The organism is Domibacillus sp. (assembly GCF_031181085.1).
GTDB lineage: Bacteria > Bacillota > Bacilli > Bacillales > Domibacillaceae > Domibacillus.
On record NZ_JAPSLE010000001.1, the window covers coordinates 301,765 to 319,948 of the forward strand.

The 18,184-nt window shown below is 45.1% G+C and carries 20 protein-coding genes; 16 read left to right on the top strand and 4 right to left on the bottom strand.

Translation table 11 applies throughout. The annotated features are described in order from the left end of the window. Positions 1 to 10: 10 nt before the first annotated feature. The 3 genes from RIN81_RS01700 to RIN81_RS01710 all read left to right on the top strand — a co-directional run bounded on the left by RIN81_RS01700 (position 11) and on the right by RIN81_RS01710 (position 1,118). Positions 11 to 451 (top strand): YlbF/YmcA family competence regulator, encoded by a 441-nt coding sequence (locus RIN81_RS01700; protein ID WP_309087006.1) that lies wholly within the window; start codon positions 11 to 13, stop codon positions 449 to 451. Positions 452 to 475: 24 nt separating this feature from the next. Next, positions 476 to 751 carry a YlbG family protein gene (locus RIN81_RS01705; RefSeq protein WP_309087007.1) on the top strand — a complete coding sequence of 92 codons (276 nt, stop codon included), beginning with the start codon at positions 476 to 478 and terminating at the stop codon, positions 749 to 751. Positions 752 to 935: 184 nt separating this feature from the next. Further along, positions 936 to 1,118 carry an alpha/beta-type small acid-soluble spore protein gene (locus RIN81_RS01710; protein WP_375164474.1) on the top strand — a complete coding sequence of 61 codons (183 nt, stop codon included), beginning with the start codon at positions 936 to 938 and terminating at the stop codon, positions 1,116 to 1,118. A 104-nt stretch (positions 1,119 to 1,222) separates the two neighbouring features. On the opposite strand, the gene RIN81_RS01715 is transcribed toward RIN81_RS01710, so the two are convergent. Further along, complete coding sequence (locus RIN81_RS01715) at positions 1,223 to 1,597, bottom strand: DUF7147 family protein (protein ID WP_309087008.1); 375 nt, start codon at positions 1,595 to 1,597, stop codon at positions 1,223 to 1,225. Between the two features lie 129 nt (positions 1,598 to 1,726). On the opposite strand from RIN81_RS01715, the gene RIN81_RS01720 reads away from it, so the two are divergent. From RIN81_RS01720 to coaD, 3 genes are all read left to right on the top strand, one after another. Continuing rightward, complete coding sequence (locus RIN81_RS01720; RefSeq protein WP_309087009.1) at positions 1,727 to 3,130, top strand: stalk domain-containing protein; 1,404 nt, start codon at positions 1,727 to 1,729, stop codon at positions 3,128 to 3,130. Between the two features lie 99 nt (positions 3,131 to 3,229). After that, positions 3,230 to 3,799 (top strand): 16S rRNA (guanine(966)-N(2))-methyltransferase RsmD, encoded by a 570-nt coding sequence (gene rsmD, locus RIN81_RS01725; RefSeq protein WP_309087010.1) that lies wholly within the window; start codon positions 3,230 to 3,232, stop codon positions 3,797 to 3,799. Then, entirely contained in the window at positions 3,796 to 4,293 is a 498-nt protein-coding gene (gene coaD, locus RIN81_RS01730) for a pantetheine-phosphate adenylyltransferase (RefSeq protein ID WP_242232140.1), read from the top strand. The genes rsmD and coaD overlap by 4 nt, the downstream gene beginning before the upstream one ends. Positions 4,294 to 4,311: 18 nt before the next feature. Here the strand turns inward: coaD and ylbJ are convergent, their stop codons facing one another. Next, positions 4,312 to 5,439, bottom strand: a complete 1,128-nt coding sequence (ylbJ, locus tag RIN81_RS01735) for a sporulation integral membrane protein YlbJ (RefSeq protein ID WP_309087011.1) — start codon at positions 5,437 to 5,439, stop codon at positions 4,312 to 4,314. A 100-nt stretch (positions 5,440 to 5,539) separates the two neighbouring features. Here ylbJ and RIN81_RS01740 point away from each other — a divergent pair, with 100 nt between their 5' ends. Continuing rightward, on the top strand, positions 5,540 to 6,637 hold the full coding sequence (locus tag RIN81_RS01740) for a SepM family pheromone-processing serine protease (protein ID WP_309087012.1): 1,098 nt from the start codon (positions 5,540 to 5,542) through the stop codon (positions 6,635 to 6,637). Here the strand turns inward: RIN81_RS01740 and RIN81_RS01745 are convergent. Then, positions 6,629 to 7,816, bottom strand: a complete 1,188-nt coding sequence (locus RIN81_RS01745; RefSeq protein WP_309087013.1) for a nucleotidyltransferase — start codon at positions 7,814 to 7,816, stop codon at positions 6,629 to 6,631. The two genes, RIN81_RS01740 and RIN81_RS01745, sit on opposite strands and share 9 nt — an antisense overlap. Before the next feature lie 146 nt (positions 7,817 to 7,962). Between RIN81_RS01745 and RIN81_RS01750 the strand changes: the two genes are divergently transcribed. After that, a complete protein-coding gene (locus tag RIN81_RS01750; RefSeq protein WP_242232136.1) occupies positions 7,963 to 8,493 on the top strand; it encodes a YceD family protein in 531 nt (176 codons plus the stop codon). A gap of 62 nt (positions 8,494 to 8,555) precedes the next feature. Then, complete coding sequence (gene rpmF, locus RIN81_RS01755) at positions 8,556 to 8,729, top strand: 50S ribosomal protein L32 (RefSeq protein ID WP_046175141.1); 174 nt, start codon at positions 8,556 to 8,558, stop codon at positions 8,727 to 8,729. A gap of 96 nt (positions 8,730 to 8,825) precedes the next feature. Here rpmF and RIN81_RS01760 read toward each other — a convergent pair whose 3' ends face one another. Further along, positions 8,826 to 9,281 (bottom strand): GNAT family N-acetyltransferase, encoded by a 456-nt coding sequence (locus RIN81_RS01760; RefSeq protein WP_309087014.1) that lies wholly within the window; start codon positions 9,279 to 9,281, stop codon positions 8,826 to 8,828. Positions 9,282 to 9,390: 109 nt separating this feature from the next. Between RIN81_RS01760 and RIN81_RS01765 the strand changes: the two genes are divergently transcribed. The 7 genes from RIN81_RS01765 (at position 9,391) to RIN81_RS01795 (ending at position 18,074) form a co-directional block, all read left to right on the top strand. Continuing rightward, positions 9,391 to 10,263, top strand: coding sequence for a 2-dehydropantoate 2-reductase (locus tag RIN81_RS01765; RefSeq protein WP_309087015.1), 873 nt, complete (start codon positions 9,391 to 9,393; stop codon positions 10,261 to 10,263). Positions 10,264 to 10,365: 102 nt separating this feature from the next. After that, positions 10,366 to 11,982: a bacillithiol biosynthesis cysteine-adding enzyme BshC gene (gene bshC, locus RIN81_RS01770; RefSeq protein WP_309087016.1), complete on the top strand. Its 1,617-nt coding sequence runs from the start codon at positions 10,366 to 10,368 to the stop codon at positions 11,980 to 11,982. Positions 11,983 to 12,105: 123 nt separating this feature from the next. Beyond that, on the top strand, positions 12,106 to 12,537 hold the full coding sequence (gene mraZ, locus RIN81_RS01775; RefSeq protein WP_309087017.1) for a division/cell wall cluster transcriptional repressor MraZ: 432 nt from the start codon (positions 12,106 to 12,108) through the stop codon (positions 12,535 to 12,537). A 21-nt stretch (positions 12,538 to 12,558) separates the two neighbouring features. Then, positions 12,559 to 13,506 (top strand): 16S rRNA (cytosine(1402)-N(4))-methyltransferase RsmH, encoded by a 948-nt coding sequence (gene rsmH / locus RIN81_RS01780; protein ID WP_309087018.1) that lies wholly within the window; start codon positions 12,559 to 12,561, stop codon positions 13,504 to 13,506. 12 nt (positions 13,507 to 13,518) lie between these two features. Continuing rightward, entirely contained in the window at positions 13,519 to 13,866 is a 348-nt protein-coding gene (gene ftsL / locus RIN81_RS01785) for a cell division protein FtsL (protein WP_309087019.1), read from the top strand. Beyond that, positions 13,863 to 16,070 (top strand): penicillin-binding protein, encoded by a 2,208-nt coding sequence (locus RIN81_RS01790; RefSeq protein WP_309087020.1) that lies wholly within the window; start codon positions 13,863 to 13,865, stop codon positions 16,068 to 16,070. Before ftsL ends, RIN81_RS01790 begins: the two co-directional genes overlap by 4 nt. A gap of 111 nt (positions 16,071 to 16,181) precedes the next feature. Next, positions 16,182 to 18,074 (top strand): stage V sporulation protein D, encoded by a 1,893-nt coding sequence (locus tag RIN81_RS01795; RefSeq protein WP_309087021.1) that lies wholly within the window; start codon positions 16,182 to 16,184, stop codon positions 18,072 to 18,074. The last annotated feature ends 110 nt before the right edge of the window (positions 18,075 to 18,184 follow it).

Genomic DNA, 18,184 nt, shown 5'->3' on the forward strand with positions numbered 1-18,184 from the left:
AGGTGCACATATGATTGCAACAACAATGGAGCTTATTAACATTGCCGATGCAGCAGACGCACTTGGAGACATGATTCTTCAATCAGAGCAAGCCGTGCAGTACCGTGAATGTTACCAGAAACTTTATACGGAAGAATCCGTTAAACATAAAATTTCCGCTTTCAGCCGTCTGAAAGAGCAATATGAAGAAGTACAGCGTTTTGGGCGATACCATCCGGACTATAAGCGGATTATGATGGAAACACGTACAGCCAAACGAGAAATGGATATGGATGAGCATGTCGCAGCCTTTAGACGGGCGGAAACGGAACTTCAGCAGCTGCTCGATGAAGTGAGCCTGCTTGTTGCCCGGTCTGTATCAGAGCAGGTAAAGGTGCCAGGAGCCGGCTCTATATTTTCGAGCGGATGTGGAAGCTGTGGAAGCGGCGGTTCTTGTGGCTGTTCGGCATAAAAAGTAAAAAAGCGGGGGGTGGACATGCTGACAGAAAGGCAGGCATTGATTGTATGGCTTCATTCATTGAAGCCAGCCAAATCATTACGCAAATACGGGAATATTCATTACGTCTCAAAAAAAATGAAGTATGCGGTTCTTTATTGCAACCATGCAGAAGCGCCGGAACTGGCGGAAAAGCTGACGGGATTTTCTTTTGTTAAGAAAGTTGATTTTTCCGAAAAGCCGTTTTTAAAGGTGGACTACGAAAACTCCCGTCCCGATAAAGCAAAAGAATATGATTATAAAATTGGTGTGTAAAAAAAGCCTGTTTTTAAACAGGCTTGAGATTGTGGACAAAGTAAGAAAGCGGGCGTTTGTCAACAGCCCGAAGCCTGTCTTTAGACAGGCTTTTTTATTTGGTTAAGTTACCAAGGATGGGAAGGATAGAAGCGACCCATACTGGTAAGGCAAGGCGAACAAAAAAAGAGGGAGTGATTGAATCGTGTCAAGCAGCAATGGCAATCGACTGTTGGGCCCTGGAGACCAGCAAGCTATTGACCAATTGAAGGAAGAAATCGCCTCTGAATTTGGTGTTCAGCCCGGGGCCGATGCCTCGTCGCGTGTCAACGGTGAAATCACGAAGCGCCTCGTGCAAATGGCGGAACAGCAATTGTCTCGCCGTTAGAAAACACGATGAAACTAAAAAGCAAAAGGCAGGGAATCCAAGGAGACTGGGTTCTCTGCCTTTTGTCGTCATTATCGATATTCATCTTTAACAAAACCTTTTATTTAAAGCGGACGAAGATAATGGTTAAGGCGTAAAATGCCGATTAAATACTGGTAGTACAACGTTTTTTCGGCAAACTGGGAGGAAGGCTTGACTTCTAGCTCAATGAGCGGTTTGCCCGCTGAAGCTGCAGCCTGCTGAAACATGCGAAACCGTTCATTTTCTTTTTGATAAGGGTTGGGAATGCCTTCCCGGCATACATAAATCGGCTGAAAACTGCCTGTCTCCGTTGGGTGTAGAATAACAGCACATGACGTACCGCCGGCAGAGTGCAGGGCAACAAATTGCGAAATCCGGCCGGCTGCGCGCTCCGCAATATCAAGAAGCTCATATAAATCTGAATATCCTTCACCAAGTTCAATAAATCGTTGAATCATCTATATACCTCCATTCATCTCCTTTATTATAAGCAATGTTCACTTGATTTTGACAAATTTCATCGTCAGCGAAAAATTTTTTTGATATGATAGAAATAGGTCATAGTTCTTAAGGAGTGTGAATTGTGTGTGAAGAAAGTCCTTGTGTTTCTTTTGCTTTTAACAGCGGTCTCCGGCGTATTGTTAACAGTTCAATGGATTGGCTATGAGAAACGATCAAGCGCTTTCCAGAAAGTAATCGCAAACCAGACGATTGAAATAGATGTTAAAGAAAGCGGCTTTACGATTAAGCAAACGCTCGCTTCCGTATCAGAAGGCACGAATTTAACAATGAGACTGCCTGCCGATGCAGAAAAAGTATCCTGTTCAAAAGGAGATAGGTGCATAACGAGCAGTCAGTCGGGAACCATTACTGTAAAAGGTGAAAATGTCTCGATTCAATACACGATTCCGGCTTCGCTTTCTCCGCGTTCTTTTTTATTGAACAATTGGCAGGCAGCGTTTGAAGAAATGACACCAGCCAAAACAACGCTGCTCATAACGGATCATACAAAAAGAGGTGGACAATGGATATCCTCTATTGAGCAAAAAGCCGCCAAGCAGCTTTCAGAAATTGATTTTTATTCCTTTGAAGGGGAAGCAGAAAGGCCGCCGCTTTTCTGGCAAAAAGAACGTTTAAAAGAAACTCATTTTTCAGCAGGAACCATTTTTGCGCGAGACACCGTGCAGCTTCCGGCAGGGTTAGTGGACATGCCATTTTCTACAGAAGACCTTCCAAGGCAGACCGTTGTGATCTCTTCTAATATTAAACCGCAGCAGCTCGACGGATTGCTGTTTATCCGGCAGCAAAGTGATTTAAACACCATCCACACAGATGCGGTGTATGCGTATATTAAAAAACACTTTATTTTTCCGGCAGATGAACAATGGATGACGTCATTCCTTGCTGTGTCTTTATATAACGCAAAGCCGATGTATATGAAAGCCGCCGAGATGAAGGAGCAAGTTACGGCCGTACTGACTGAACAAGAAGAAAAGAAATGGGAAAAAGCACTTTTGCAGCTTAAAGGCAAAGAAGTAAATACCGTTAAGCTTGACCAGGTGCTGTCAGCAGTAAAAGGTGAGCAGACAAACTTCTTTAAAGAAAACAAAAGCAGCCGCCCTCCGTCTCTGCCTCTTGTTTTTTTTGATGGACGGCCTGTTACAGTAGAGGATCAGCCAGTATCTTTTCATGTTAAAACAAAAAATGGCCTGCTGTATATTCCGCTTGAAGACGCAGCCAAAGCTCTCGGATTTTCTGTTCAAAAAGTATCGCCGCAGCAATGGAGGATGAAAAAAGGAGTGGACGTATACCGGTTCGATGCAGCCCGAAACCAGGTATATGTAAATAACCATCCGCACCCTTTGTATGAACATGCTCTGGACCAAATCGACGGTATAACGTATATAGATAAAATTTGGTTTCAAAAAGTGTTTCTCTTTGAAGTAAAAGAATCCAATGAAGCCATTGAGCTGACATCTTATGGACTGTAGAAACCTCGCGCCAAAGGCGGGGTTTCTTTTTCACCCTATAGATTTCATTTATACGTTTATGATACCATGAATGAAGAAAAACGAATGGCAGGTTAAAATATGAGAATCATTTCAGGTGAAAAAAAGGGGCTGCCTTTAAAAGCTGTGCCGGGAAAAGACACGCGCCCTACGACAGATAAAGTAAAGGAGTCCATTTTCAATATGGTCGGTCCTTATTTTGAAGGCGGCACTGGATTAGATTTATTTGCAGGCTCAGGGGGGCTCGGAATTGAAGCGCTCAGCCGGGGAATGGATCGGATGATTTTTGTTGATCGCGATATGAAAGCGATTCAAACAGTAAAAGAAAATATACGGAACGCTGGATTTTCAGAGTGCTCAGAAGTATATCGAAATGAAGCGGAGCGGGCATTAAAAGCCATTGTAAAGCGCGAGTTAGTATTCGATGGTATTTTTCTTGATCCGCCTTATAAAAAGCAAAAGCTTGAAGCCATGCTGCTGTTTATTGCGGAGCATAATCTGCTTGCACCACATGGATTTGTGATGTGTGAGCACGGATCAGATGTACGCCTTCCTGAAAAGGTCGGCCCGTTTTCTTGCACACGCGCCGAAACGTACGGAATGATTTCTGTTTCCATTTACAAAGCGGCAGATGAGGAGGAAAGATCATGACAAGTATTGCAGTTTGCCCAGGAAGCTTTGATCCGATTACCAACGGGCACCTGGATATTATTCAGCGCGGGGCGAAAGTATTCGACAAAGTGTATGTCGTCATTTTAAGTAATTCATCTAAACAACCGCTGTTTTCGGCGGAGGAGCGGGCAGAGTTAATCCGCCAGGTTACGGCACATATACCAAATGTGGAAGTGGACCATTATCAGGGCCTGCTCGTTGATTACGCAAAACAGGTAAAAGCAAAAGCCATACTGCGTGGACTGCGGGCTGTATCTGACTTTGAATATGAAATGCAGATTACGTCCATGAACCGCGTATTAAACGATGAGCTTGAAACGTTTTTTATGATGACCAATAGTCAGTATTCGTTTCTCAGCTCAAGCATTGTCAAGGAAGTGGCGAAGTATGGGGCGGATATTTCAGAGCTCGTCCCGAGGGAAGTGGAAGAAGCTTTAATAAAAAAACGTCTTGCTGATTCCGTTTCGAAATAAAAAAGCCGGGCCGAAAGATTAAACTCTTTTGGTCCGGCTTTTTGAGTAGCGGACTCCCAGCAAAAGAGAAGCGACACCCAGAACAACTACTGTGATCAGCATGCCATGCTCTGGCGCAAACGATAGAGCTGCCTTCGGAAAAGAAACAGGCCACGATAACAGACAAAAAGTAATGACTGCTGCATATACACTATGAAGAATACGGCCGGCGAAAAAAGGGCCAAAACGGATATCCGTTTCACTAATAATCGCCGCTACCTGCGCGTGAACGCTTAAGCCGCTAAAGCCAAGAATAGCACTGATCAGCAACAGGCTTACGGGTAAAGGAATCGATTCGGAAGAGGAGAGCTGCACACCAGACGTGAGTTCGAAAAAACCAGCAAAAAGCGCTTTAAACACAGGCATGCTTGTTTCATTGGAACCAAGAAGAGAAAATAAAAAAGCGGCCACTCCATACTTATGCAGCAAAGTGGTTAAGACAGAAAAAAAGAGAATAAAGCCGCCAACCAGTACAAGTGTTTTAACAGAAGACAGTACTGCATCAGCGAGCAAGGTGCCAAAAACCCGTCCATCTTTTTCGCGTGCTTCTTTAAATGCCTGAAGAGGCCCGGCTGTTTTTATTTTTTTTCTCTCTATTTTTTCTTCTTTTCCATAAAAACGCATTGTAAGCCCGACTAAAAAAGCACCGCTGTAATGAGCTGAGGCAAGCAGCAGGCCGGTCTCCGGACTTTTTAAAAAACCGCTGGCCACCGCACTTAAAATAAATAATGGGTTAGAGGAATGGGCCATCGCAACGAGGCGTTCTGCTTCCGTACGGGTAATCGACTGCTCCGTGCGAAGCTGTGCAGCCATTCTTGCGCCGGCCGGAAACCCTGAAGCAAGTGACAGCATCCAAGTCACACCGGCTGGACCAGGAATGCGGAAAAAAAACCGCATCAAACCGCTTAGAATGGAGCCGAAAAAAGCAATCACGCCAAGACCTGTCATTAACTCTGTTAAAATGAGAAAAGGAAGAAGGGATGGAAAAACAGTTTTCCACCATATATCCATACCGTAGACTGCTGCCTTCAAGCCGGTTTGAGGTGAAAATAAAAGAGCGGCAGCCAGCAGCGTAATGGAGCAGGCAGCAGCATAAGTTTTCCACATAAAAAGCCCCCTGATTAGAATATAAAGCACGCCTTCTTAAAATTTTGTACAATAAAAGAGCCTGTACAAAAGGATATGTAAAGGCAGAAAGAATAGACTAATGAAACAATTCATACCAGTTATAGAGCTGGATGATTTCTGCATGGAAGGAAGAACAAATGTGAAAAATAAAAGAACAGGGCTCTTATATGCGATTCTGCTGTTGATTATTGTGGCAGCCTTTATCCCGCTGCCGTTTTACATTACAAGACCGGGAGAAGCGCACACGCTTAATCCAATTGTTGATGTAGATGAAGGAGACGAAAATGATACAAGCACATTGATGCTGACCACGATACAGATGGGGCCTGCTAACATTTATTCATACGCGTGGGCATTTCTTCGGGATTACGAGGAAATTCTCCCAAAAGAAACGGTTCGCTATTCACACGAATCAGAGAACGAATTTAACGTGAGACAGGTTCATTTAATGGACACCTCACAGCAAAATGCCATAGCGGTTGCTTTTAGGGAAGCGGGCAAACCGCATAGCTGGATATACAAAGGTATTTATGTGTTAAGTGTATTTCCAGATATGCCTGCGGAAGGAGTGCTTGAAGCAGGCGACCGCATTATATCTATTGATGGCCGTTCTGTTACATCGTCTAAACAAATGACGGATTATGTGCAGGCGAAAAAGCCAGGTAGCCGAATTACAGTCGCATTTACACGCGATAAAAAAAAATATGAAAAAATCGTTCAGCTCAGAGCATTCGCAGAGCTGGGCGGCAAATCCGGCCTTGGCATCAGCCTGGCCGATGATCGAGCGCTCAAAAGCGACCCAAAGGTAACGCTGAAAGCAGATGACATTGGCGGTCCTTCTGCCGGTCTTATGTTTTCACTTGAAATTTACGACCAGCTGGTAGAAGAGGATTTGGCGGCTGGATTAAAGATAGCTGGAACGGGAACAATTGCCCCGGACGGCACAGTTGGCCGGATTGGAGGCATCGTTCAAAAAGTCGTAGCGGCCGACCGGGCAGGGGCGCAGTTTTTCTTTGCACCGGATGATAAGCTGCCGGCGGGCCGTACAGATGTCAAAACCAATTATGAAGAAGCCAAAAAAGCTGCAGAGGATATTGGAACAAGCATGGTTATTGTACCGGTTCAAACTTTTTCGGAGGCAGTGGACTATTTAAGGAACCTGTCTGCGTCAAAGTAAAATCGGCGGCATGGAATATTCTTGTTCTAAAAGAGAACGCACGTAGCTTTCACTCGCGTTGGGGGCGGAAGCGAACACACGGGATGCTTTTATATCCAGCGCAAGCAGGCTGCCGGCAGCAGCCGTGCGGGAAAGCAGCGGCACTTCCATTTCTTTTTTAATGGACCGGATATATGCACGCCCACTTTCGGTCATGCCAAGCAGCCGGGCAAACGAGGTCTGCTGAGCCTTCTGCATGCTTGCTTTATCGGTGTCAGTTAAAATGTGGGTCATCATTCGCTGAAGGCGGGTCCACGTGTAACGCTTCGTTTTAACCTGTCCCATAAAGCCGGCAAAGGAGCTGTTTTGCCGCGCTGCTTCTGTGAGTCTTGGTCCAATGCCTTCCTCTACTTCATAAATGGAAGCAAGACGGCCGGGTTCAATGGACAGTAGGCGATAGCGAAGCAGAGGCCAGTAAGATTCCCATGAATGTAGCGGACGGTTTTGCATGGCTTCAGCACTCAGCGAAGGCATGACATCATGAATCGGTTCTTCTTTAGTAAAGAGGCGCTGCCGAATCGCTGTCGCACTTGCAATCGGCCCTGTTGATTCAGTATCATGGAATCCTGCTCCTTTTCGCTGAATCGTCAGCGGCTGCATAGGCGTGGGCAGTCCAAGGTTGGCTTGTACATAATGAAAGCCTAAAATGTTATTTGGCTTTGATAAATCAAGCGGCAGTGCATTTTCTCCGAACACTTCGTTTCTTGCTTTTGTCTGGGCGGCGGGGTAGCTCATTCCTTCTTTCATAAGGGAGCGGACGCAGGTATCAAGCTCTATGCTGTTTTTTTTCAATTGTTCTGCGGTGTGGAGGAAAGGATCCATACCGCCATTTTCACTGCCAAAGCAAAAAAAACGGCACTTTAAATGGGAAAGAATTTCAATGGCGCCCTGTGCAAATATTTCAGCCCGCTGCGTTGAAAAAGCGTATGGAAGTTCAACGACAATATCAACACCGTGCTGCAGGGCTACCTTTGTGCGGGTCCACTTATCAACAATGGCCGGCTCTCCGCGCTGTAAAAAGGAGCCGCTCATTACCGCGATAATGGTGTCTGCATTTGACAAACGCCTCGTTTCATTTATATGGTAGAGATGTCCATTATGAAATGGATTGTATTCAACAACAATGCCGGCTGCGTTCATGTGAAACGTCCTTTCTTCAGGAGAATGTTCTTTCATTTTCAAAGATGGTGAATAAAAAGTCAAACCGGTATTTCACTGTAAAGAAAATATATTGACATTCAATCGGGAGAGGGCTATAATTACTTTTGTTGCCTTGAGGTGATTAAATGAAATGGTCAATAATTCAACTGCAAAAATACCGCGACCGCGGTCTTGAAATTGATGAAACAGTTGACGTAACAGACTTAACAACACTCGATAATGACATACGCCGCATTTCGCCTGTCCATGTAACAGGCAGAGCTGATATTCGTCATGATCAAATTGTTTTTCATGTAAAAGCAACGGGTGAAATGATTGTCCCTTGTTCTCGGACACTTGTAGACGTGCCTTACTCGTTTGAAATTCCGCTGACAGAACGGTTTTTATTAAAGCCGGAGGAAGGCGAATCATATGAGACAGAAGATGTTCACTTTCCGGAGGGAAATGTAATAGATCTCCGGCCGATTTTAAAAGAAGCGATCATTTTAGAGGTACCGATGCAGATTTTCAGTGAAGAAGCGGATGAGCATGTTGTTCAGTCTGGGAAAGATTGGGCGTTTTTTGAAGAAGAAGAAGAGCTTCCCGAAAAAAAGAAGCCGGCTGTTGATCCAAGATTAGCAGGACTTCAAAACTTCTTTTCGTCCGATGATGAGTAATTGAGAAGTACAGCTATTCTGGCTTCATATAGTTTTTATTCCGTTAAGGAGGTGTATATCACATGGCAGTACCTTTTAGAAGAACTTCTACTACACGCAAAAACAAACGCCGTACGCACTTCAAACTTCAAGTGCCAGGTATGGTAGCTTGCCCGAACTGCGGTGAGATGAAACTTGCGCACCGCGTATGCAAAGAGTGCGGAACATATAAAGGTAAAGAAGTTGTTAGCAAATAACATCTTTTACATCTTTCAAAAAAAGCGAAGAGGCCATGGCTCTTCGCTTTTTTTGTCATTAGAGTATGGATAAAGGAGAACAGATTGTGCGTGAGTTCAGCTTGTTTTTTGAGCGTTTTTCTTTTCAGGAAGCCAAATAAGGCGTGTACTGTTTTCGGATACCGGCTTAAAATCTACTTTCTCCCAAAAAGACTGTGACTTTACGCGCGGTTTTGTCATGATAGGGAGTTCAAATGACTTGGCAAACTGGACAAGCAATGCCCCAAGTCCCTTCTTTTGAAAAGCCGGCAGCACTTCAAGTTTCCAAATTTCTACATACTGATCGTTTCCGGGTACGAGATTTGATGTATCCCGCCGGATGTACAGGCACATACGGGCAGCAAGCCGGTCCCCGTAATAAATGCCGTAAAAAGGCGAATCGGTATTGTCTTCGACCATGGAAGTTTGTAGTTCCTCAATCATCGAAAGTTCTTCAAGTCCATATTCTTTGAAGGATTTAAACTCTTCCATCGTTTTGAAATTCATTTTCAGATTCTCAACTGCTAAGCCCATTTCCTCAATCTCCTTTGCAAACTCTCTCTTGATTTGTCCCCTTTATTATATAATAAAGTAAATAAAAAAAGTAGCGATCCTGTTATCGCTTACAAACCGGGAGAGATACATGAACATTCATATTATTGGAGCGGGGGCCCTTGGGCTGTTTTTTGCTGCAGAGTGGAGCAGCCGCCACCGCATAACTATTCAAACGAGAACAAGCGTACAACGGAAACGCCTTGAAGAGGAAGGCATTCGTGTAATTGAGCAGGGGCAGTCACATATTTATCCGGTTCAAACAGCCGCTGTTGCGCCTCCTGAAACGGATTTAATCGTTGCAGCGGTGAAGCAGTACCATTTGCAGGAGATCCTTGAGCACCTTCCAAAAGCATCATCTTTGCTGTTTATCCAAAATGGTTTAAGCCATCTTAAGCTGATTCAGCAGCTTCCTTTTTCAAATATTTATGCCGGCTCTGTCACGCATGGGGCAGCCAAAATAGACGAGCGTACGGTGCAGGTGAACGGGCGCGGCCAAACTAAAATAGCCTGTGTAAAAGGGGGAGAGGAAGCGGTTGCCCGCGAACTGGAGACGCCTGTTTTTTCTTTTCAATGGGAAGAAAGTGCATATGAAATGCTGGTTGATAAAATGGCCGCAAATGCAGTGATTAATCCGTTAACTGCCCTTTTGTATGTGAAAAACGGAGAGCTGGCTGAAAATAGCGAATATGCTGCAGCGGCAGAAAAATTGTGTGCAGAAATTGCGGCCGTTTTTCCTTTTAAAACGAAGGAATCCGTTACGCAGTCTGTTTTCGATATATGCCGCCAGACAGCCGCCAATGAATCCTCGATGCTTCGAGACATAAAAGCGGGGCGGAAAACGGAATTAGACGCAATCGTAGGAGCTCTTTTGGAAGAAGCAGCACAAAGGGGCGTTGAGACCCCCGCTTTTTCGCTCTTATACCATCTCATAAAAGGAAAAGAAGCCGAATTGGGCAGATAAGGGAAAAGAATTGGAGCTGTGCAGGCACATTGTTTTCCCTTTCAATCCGCCAGGTGGTATACTCGAACAAGAAAATTTGTCCGAAAGAAAGGAAGTACATCCATGGAACAAAAACGCATTTCTGTTCCCGCTTTGACCCCATTTGCCAGGGAATATACAAGCGGCTCAAAGCAGGCAGGCGGCTTTTTTGACTACGATCCATTTTCGCAGCAGTCTTTTCAGCAGCGGTCAGAAGAGGTGCGGACACGAATGTTTAAGCGAAAAGAGCTGGCTGGCATTATTCGGAATTATATGGAGCCGCATCATGTGACAGCGCAAACAGAGCACTCTCTTCAGAAGCTTGAAGACCCTGGATCGGTTGTCGTGATCGGCGGCCAGCAGGCTGGACTTTTAACGGGTCCGCTTTATTCTATACATAAAATCATTTCGATTCTGCACCTGGCGAGAGAGCAGGAAGAGCAGCTGGGTATTCCGGTTGTCCCCGTTTTTTGGATTGCTGGCGAGGATCATGATCTGCTGGAAATCAACCATGTGTTTGTAGAAAAAAACGGGAATATGCAAAAAATAGGATACCCAGAGCGGTTTGTGAAAAAACAGGCCGCATCAAGCACGGTCTACGATCAAGAGCAAATGCTCGGCTGGGTGGCCTCTGTTTTTGCTTGTTTAAAAGAAACACACTATACGAATCGGCTTCTTCATGATGTGAAAAAAGCGGTGAAGGCAAGCCGCACATTTACCGATTTTTTTGCTTTTTTAACCGGATCCTTTTTTGCCAAGCACGGTCTGCTGCTGATTGATGCGGCAGATCCCGAGCTCCGAAAGCTTGAAGCGCCATTTTTCAAGAGACTGATTGTGGAAAGCGGCCCGATTGCAGAAGCGGTGCACTCCACGCAGCAGGCGCTTGAACAAGCCGGCTTTACACCCGCAATTGAAACGAGCGGCCAGCCGGCGAATCTATTCCTGATTGAAGAGGGAGAGCGCCACCTGCTTGAAAGGGAAGGCGGGCTGTTTATCAGCAAAAGCGGGAAGTCGTACACAGAAGATGATTTACTGCAGCTTCTGGAAACGTCGCCGGAATCCTTTAGTAACAATGTTGTGACGCGTCCGCTCATGCAGGAATGGCTGTTTCCTACACTTGCTTTTATCGCCGGTCCAGGTGAGATTGCTTATTGGGCGGAGTTAAAAGGAGCTTTTGAATATATCGAGCTTACGATGCCGCTTATTATGCCAAGGTTAAATATTACGATTGTAGACCGGACAGTGGCGGAGATTGTTTCAGAGATTGGGACACCGATTGAAACGGCGGTGCAGCAAGGCGTGCAAAATGAGAAATCTGCTTATATGGACTCTATTCGTGATCACCGCCTTGATGAGCTTGTTGCCCATATGAAGCAGGATTTGATAGCGAGCTATGAGAAAATTGAAGCGCGTGCGGCCGAGCTTCATAATGGCCTTGCACCGATTGTTGAAAAAAACAAGCAGTATCATGAACGGCAAATTGAGCTGCTGCTTCAAAAAAGCGACGCTGTTCTAAAGCAGACACACGACGCGGCCTTACGCCGGTTTGACCGTGTACAAGCCGCTCTGCGCCCGAATGGATTGCAGGAAAGAGTGTGGAACGTATATCCATTTTTAAATGTGTACGGTCCTTCTTTTATTGATGACTTGTTGAATCAGCCATATAAACACGATGGCGGCCATTATCTTCTATACGTATAAATGAAAAGTCTGCTCTTAGGGCAGGCTTTTTTGTGTAAACGAAATGAAAAGATCTGCAACATGAAATTGGTGGTGCAAAGTGGGGGGATGTGGTAAAGTTAGTGTAGAAAGTGGGGAAGCATTATGTTCATGGGTGAATACCGTCATTCGGTCGATGAAAAAGGCAGATTGATTATCCCCGCAAAATTCCGCGGTGAAGCCGGACAAACTTTTGTGGTCACACGCGGATTGGACAAGTGCTTGTTTTTATATCCCCTAGACGAGTGGAAAGTACTCGAGAAAAAACTCACCGCTTTGCCTTTAACAAGGAAGGATTCACGTGCGTTCGCCCGTTTTTTCTTTTCGGGAGCAAACGACTGTACCCTTGACCGGCAGGGCAGAATCAATATCCCCGGCCCGCTTCTGCAATATGCCTCACTTCAAAAAGAATGTGTGATTGTTGGGGTGTCAAACCGGATAGAAATCTGGTGTGCCGCAGCATGGGATGAGTATGTGGAAGCATCGGCGGATTCGTTCGCAGACATAGCGGAAAATTTAACTGATTTCGATTTATAATGCTGATTGGACTGATAAAAAATGGAATTTAATCATACGACTGTCCTACTTCATGAAACAGTCGACGGGCTGAATATCCGCCCGGACGGAATTTATGTAGATTGTACACTCGGCGGAGCCGGACACAGTGAATATTTGCTGTCAAAGCTCGGGCTAAACGGAAAACTATATGCATTTGATCAAGATGAAACTGCGATTGAACATGCGAAAAAACGGCTTGCTCCGTTTATTGAGCGTGTTGAATTTATAAAAAGCAACTTTGAACATGTGAAGGAAGAGCTTCACAAACGAAATGTTACGGGAATCGACGGCATTTTGTACGACTTGGGTGTTTCATCACCTCAGCTTGATACACCGGAGCGCGGTTTCAGCTATCATCATGATGCACCTCTTGATATGAGAATGGACAAAAGTGCTGCACTGACTGCTTATCACGTTGTGAATGAATGGTCTTTTGAAGAGCTTGTCCGCATTTTCTTCAGATATGGAGAAGAAAAGTTTTCCAAGCAGATTGCCCGGAAAATTGAAGCTGCGCGGGAAGTTCAGCCGATTGAAACGACAGGCCAGCTGACGGAACTGATCAAAGAAGGAATTCCGGCTCCGGCAAGAAGAAAAGGCGGCCATCCGGCCAAACGTATTTTCCAGGCCATTCGAATTGCGGTAAATGATGAACTGGGTGTGTTTGAACGGTCACTTCACGATGCGATCGATTTATTGAATGTCGATGGGCGTATTAGTGTCATCACCTTCCACTCGCTTGAAGACCGTATTTGCAAAACAGTTTTCAAGGAAGCGTCTGCAGGGCCGGAGCTGCCGCCCGGCTTACCTGTAATTCCGGAAGAATATGAACCTGTTTTAAAGCTGGTAACAAGAAAACCGATTGTCCCCACTGAAAAAGAGCTGACAGAAAACAATCGGGCACGTTCAGCCAAACTGCGTATTGCAGAAAAAAGAAAACAAACCAATTAGGGGGGGATCGAAATGAACAACACAGCGAGAAAGCCGATTGTGGAACAGCCTAAAAAGGCTTCTGTTAAACAGCGGAAGATCAGCAGGTCATTTTTTACTCCTGGAGAAAAGGTACTGTTTCTTGTTTTTGTATTAACAGTTTGCTTTATGAGTGCAAAGCTTATCTCTACACAAGCAGCGATCTATGAAACAAACAAACAAATTCAGGATATCGAAGTGAAAATCCAAGAGCAGGAAAAAGTAAATCATGATCTTGAGGTTCAGATCAGCGAAGAAAGCACGTATGAAAAAATTTGGGAACGTGCCAAAGCGATGGGACTGGATTTAAGCAAAAATATTAAGGTTGTTGAGCCGAAATGATGGAAAATAGAAACAATCGGAAAATAGGAGTTGCGATCCTGTACGTCGGGTTCGCCCTCCTCTTTTTTATCTTATTTTCACGGGTATTTTACATTCAGGCGACCGGAACAGCAGACGGACATAAACTTAAAAACGAAGCGCTTGAAAAATACATGCGTACAGATGTTCTTGAAGCGAGCCGGGGAACGATTTATGATACAAATGGAGAAGTAATTGCAGAAGATACTACTTCATTTACAATGGCAGCAATTTTAGACGATTCTGTAACAACGAATCCAGAATCTCCAAATCATGTAGTAGATCCAGAGAAAACAGCAAAGGTACTGGCAAAATATATTGATATGGATGAGGAAGATATACTAGCGCGTTTGAAAAAAGAAGGAGCATTCCAAGTGGAGTTTGGCACGGCGGGACGCGGGCTGACGAACAGCGTGAAGCGAAAAATTGAAGCCGAAAAGCTGCCCGGTATTACGTTTACCCGACAGGCGAAACGGTTTTATCCTAATGGAAAATTTGCTTCTCATTTAATTGGCTTTACACAGCAAATTGAACAAGAAGATAAAAATGGGAATGTTGCGTTTGAAACAAAAGGCCAGATGGGCATTGAAAAATCCTATGAAAAATATTTGCAGGGCAAAAATGGGAAAATTCGTTATACGAGTGACTTATGGGGTTACCTGCTTCCTGAAAAACAAGAAATGGTCACTGAGCCGCAAAACGGCGATGATATGTATTTAACCATTGACTCTAAAATCCAGACGTTTATGGAAGACGCATTAAGTGAAGTAGAAGCGCAATACAATCCATCCAAAGCGTTTGCCATTGTAGCCGAAGCTAAAACAGGCAAAATTTTGGCAATGAGCCAGCGTCCTACTTTTCATCCGGGCACGCGGGAAGGGCTTGATGTAAACTGGATGAACGACCTTGTTGAATACTCATATGAGCCCGGATCTACGATGAAAATTTTTACGCTGGCAGCGGCGATTGAGGAAGGCACGTTTGAAGCCGATGCTCTTTACAAGTCAGGAAGATATAAAGTAAAAGGTGGAGGCAGTATTGGAGATCATAACAGCGGGGCCGGCTGGGGCAATATTACATATAAAGAAGGCATTCAGCGCTCTTCCAATGTAGCGATTGCGAATATGCTGGAACAAATGTCGCCGGGTGTTTTCAGGCAGTATCTTGAAGACTTCCATTTCGGGCGTAAAACAGGTATTGAGCTGCCTAATGAAGCGGCAGGCAGTATTTTGTATAATTACCCGCTTGAACAAGTGACAACCGCATTTGGCCAAGGATCAACGGTAAATGCAATGCAGATGCTCCAGGCAGCGACGGCGATTGCCAATGGCGGAAAAATGATGAAGCCGTATATTATTGATAAAATTGTGGATGACACGACCGGCAAAACAATTGTCGATACAAAACCGAAAGTGGTTGGTGAGCCTATCTCTAAAGAAACGGCAGCCGAAACACTAGACATTCTGGAAACAGTCGTAACAGCAGAACACGGCACTGGCAAGCCGTATCATATTGAAGGATATGATGTGGCCGGGAAAACAGGAACCGCACAGCTTGTCGGAGAAGACGGGCGCTACTTAACAGGATCAAACAATTACTTGTTTTCTTTTATGGGCATGGCCCCAAAAGAAGATCCGGAGCTCATCGTATATGTAGCAGTTGCGCAGCCGCAGCTGGATGGAGAGTCCGGATCGGTCCCTGTTTCAAAGATTTTCAATCCTGTTATGCGAAACAGTCTTCAATATTTAAATATCAAGCCGGATAAAACGATTATTTCTCAAACGGTAACGTTAAAAGATTTTACCGGCAAGAAAACATCAGAAGCACGTAAGGCGTACGAAGACGCCGGCATGGATCCGGTCGTGATCGGTACAGGCAGCAAAATTAAAAAGCAAGTACCAGCGGCCGGCGAAAAGCTGCTGCAGGGAGAAAAAGCCATCCTGCTGACATCTGAGAAGTGGACGATGCCAAATATGAAAGGCTGGGCCATGCGTGATGTGATGAAAGTAGCTGAGAGTATGGGGCTTAAAGTAAGCTATTCAGGATCCGGCTATGTAGTATCTCAAAATATTGAACCAAACAAAGCCGTAAAAGAAGGCCAGAAGCTTATTATTAAGCTTCAGGAGCCTGGCAGTGCGGAAGAAGCTAACCAAAAAGCAAATGAAGACTCGGATCAATCCCGATAAAGGGAGCAGTCTCGCTTTTTAGTGCCAGTCACTAAATCTCCGGGACGGCTCTTTTTTTTGTCAATTTTCCTCAAATGAAGCATATGATCATGAAGAAAAGGAGTGTGGACAATGCGGGTGCGAATGTTTTGGATCCTTCTTTTGTCTTTTTTGGCTTTTTCGGCATTGGTCATCCGCACCGGCTATATCCAGCTTGTTAATGGGGGTGAGCTGACAGATAAAGCAGAAGAACTGTGGGGAAGAAGCATCCCTGCTGAGCCGGAGCGCGGTCTGATCCTGGACCGAACTGGAAAAATATTAGTGGGGAATAAAAATGCGCCGACGGTTTATGTGATTCCGGCTCAAATTGACGACCCGAAACAAACGGCCAAGAAGCTGGCCGCCGTTCTCGGGGAGAAAGAATCAGTTTTGTATGAACGAATGACAAAACGTTCTTCAATTGAACGTCTTTCTTCCAAAGGCAGGCATTTATCCGCTGAAACCGCGCAGGCGGTAAGGGATCTTCAATTAAAGGGAGTCTGGCTTGGGGAAGACTCGATCCGGGATTACGTAATGAAGGACAGGCTTGCCCACATTATTGGATTTACGGGAGCTGACAACCAGGGGCTTGCCGGGATCGAAGCCTATTATGATAAAAAGCTTTCTGGCAAACCAGGTTCGATCCAAATGTATACAGATGCGAAAGGAAACCAAATGCCGGGGCTTACCAACCATTATGAGGAACCGGTAAATGGAATGGATTTAAGTTTAACGATTGATGCGGATATTCAAGCTGTAATGGAAAGAGAACTGGATCAGGCTGAAAAAACGTACAAGCCGGATGCAGCTATGAGTATCGCGATGGATCCGAATACAGGGGCTGTTTTGGCGATGTCTTCACGCCCGTCTTATGACCCGGCCCGCTTTAGCGAATATGATCCAGATGTATATAATCGAAATCTTCCTGTATGGAGCACATTTGAGCCGGGATCAACCTTTAAGATTATTACACTGGCAGCTGCTTTAGAAGAAAAGAAAGTAGATCTTGACAAGGATCACTTTAATGACCCCGGCTACGTGGAAGTGGATGGTGCGCGGCTGCGCTGCTGGAAGCGGGAAGGGCACGGCCATCAGACTTTCCTTGAAGTCGTGCAGAATTCTTGTAACCCGGGTTTTGTAGAGCTCGGTTCACGTCTTGGTGAAAAAAAGCTTTTTTCTTACATTCGCAAATTTGGATTTGGCGAAAAAACAGGCATTGACTTGTATGGAGAAGGAACTGGAATCCTTTTTACAGAGGAATCGGCCGGTCCGGTAGAAGCGGCAACGGCAGCTTTCGGACAAGGTGTAGCCGTTACACCTATCCAGCAGGTGACAGCAGTGTCCGCGGCGATAAACGGCGGCATATTGTATGAGCCGTATGTAGCCAGGAGTTGGACAAACCCGGAGACAGGCAAAACGGAAGAGGTTCGTAAGCCGAAAAAGGTACGCCGGGTCATTAGTGAAGAAACATCGAAAGAAGTGCGGCGCGCCCTTGAAAACGTAGTAGCCAAAGGAACCGGACGAAACGCTTTCGTAGACGGATACCGGGTTGGAGGAAAAACAGGTACCGCCCAGAAAGCGAAAGACGGCCGTTACCTTGAAAACAACCATATTGTTTCTTTTATCGGAATGGCGCCGGCAAACAATCCGAAAGTGGTCATTTACACGGCTATTGACAACCCAAAAGGCACGGTTCAGTTTGGCGGTACAGTCGCCGCCCCGATTGTCGGAAAAATGATGCAGGATATTCTTCCGCTGTTAAACGTTGAAAAACAAACGAATCAGATTGAAAAGGAAAAAGCCTGGAATGACCCGGATTTCATTCAGGTCCCTAATTTGATTGGCCTGTCAAAAGAGAAATTAAAAGAACAACTGATCAATGTTGAAATTGTAGCTGAAGGAGCAGGCGATAAGGTCGTGTACCAATCGCCGAAACAAGGAGTAAAAGTAGAGAGAGGTAGCAAAGTACGCGTTTTATTAAAATAAAAGACCCTATGCCGCCAAATTTGATCGAAACAGGCTGAAAAGCATTCGCATCGGCGGCTTTTTTTCGTTACAATAGAAATCGCGGGAAATTGTACATAGTGTTTGCAGAA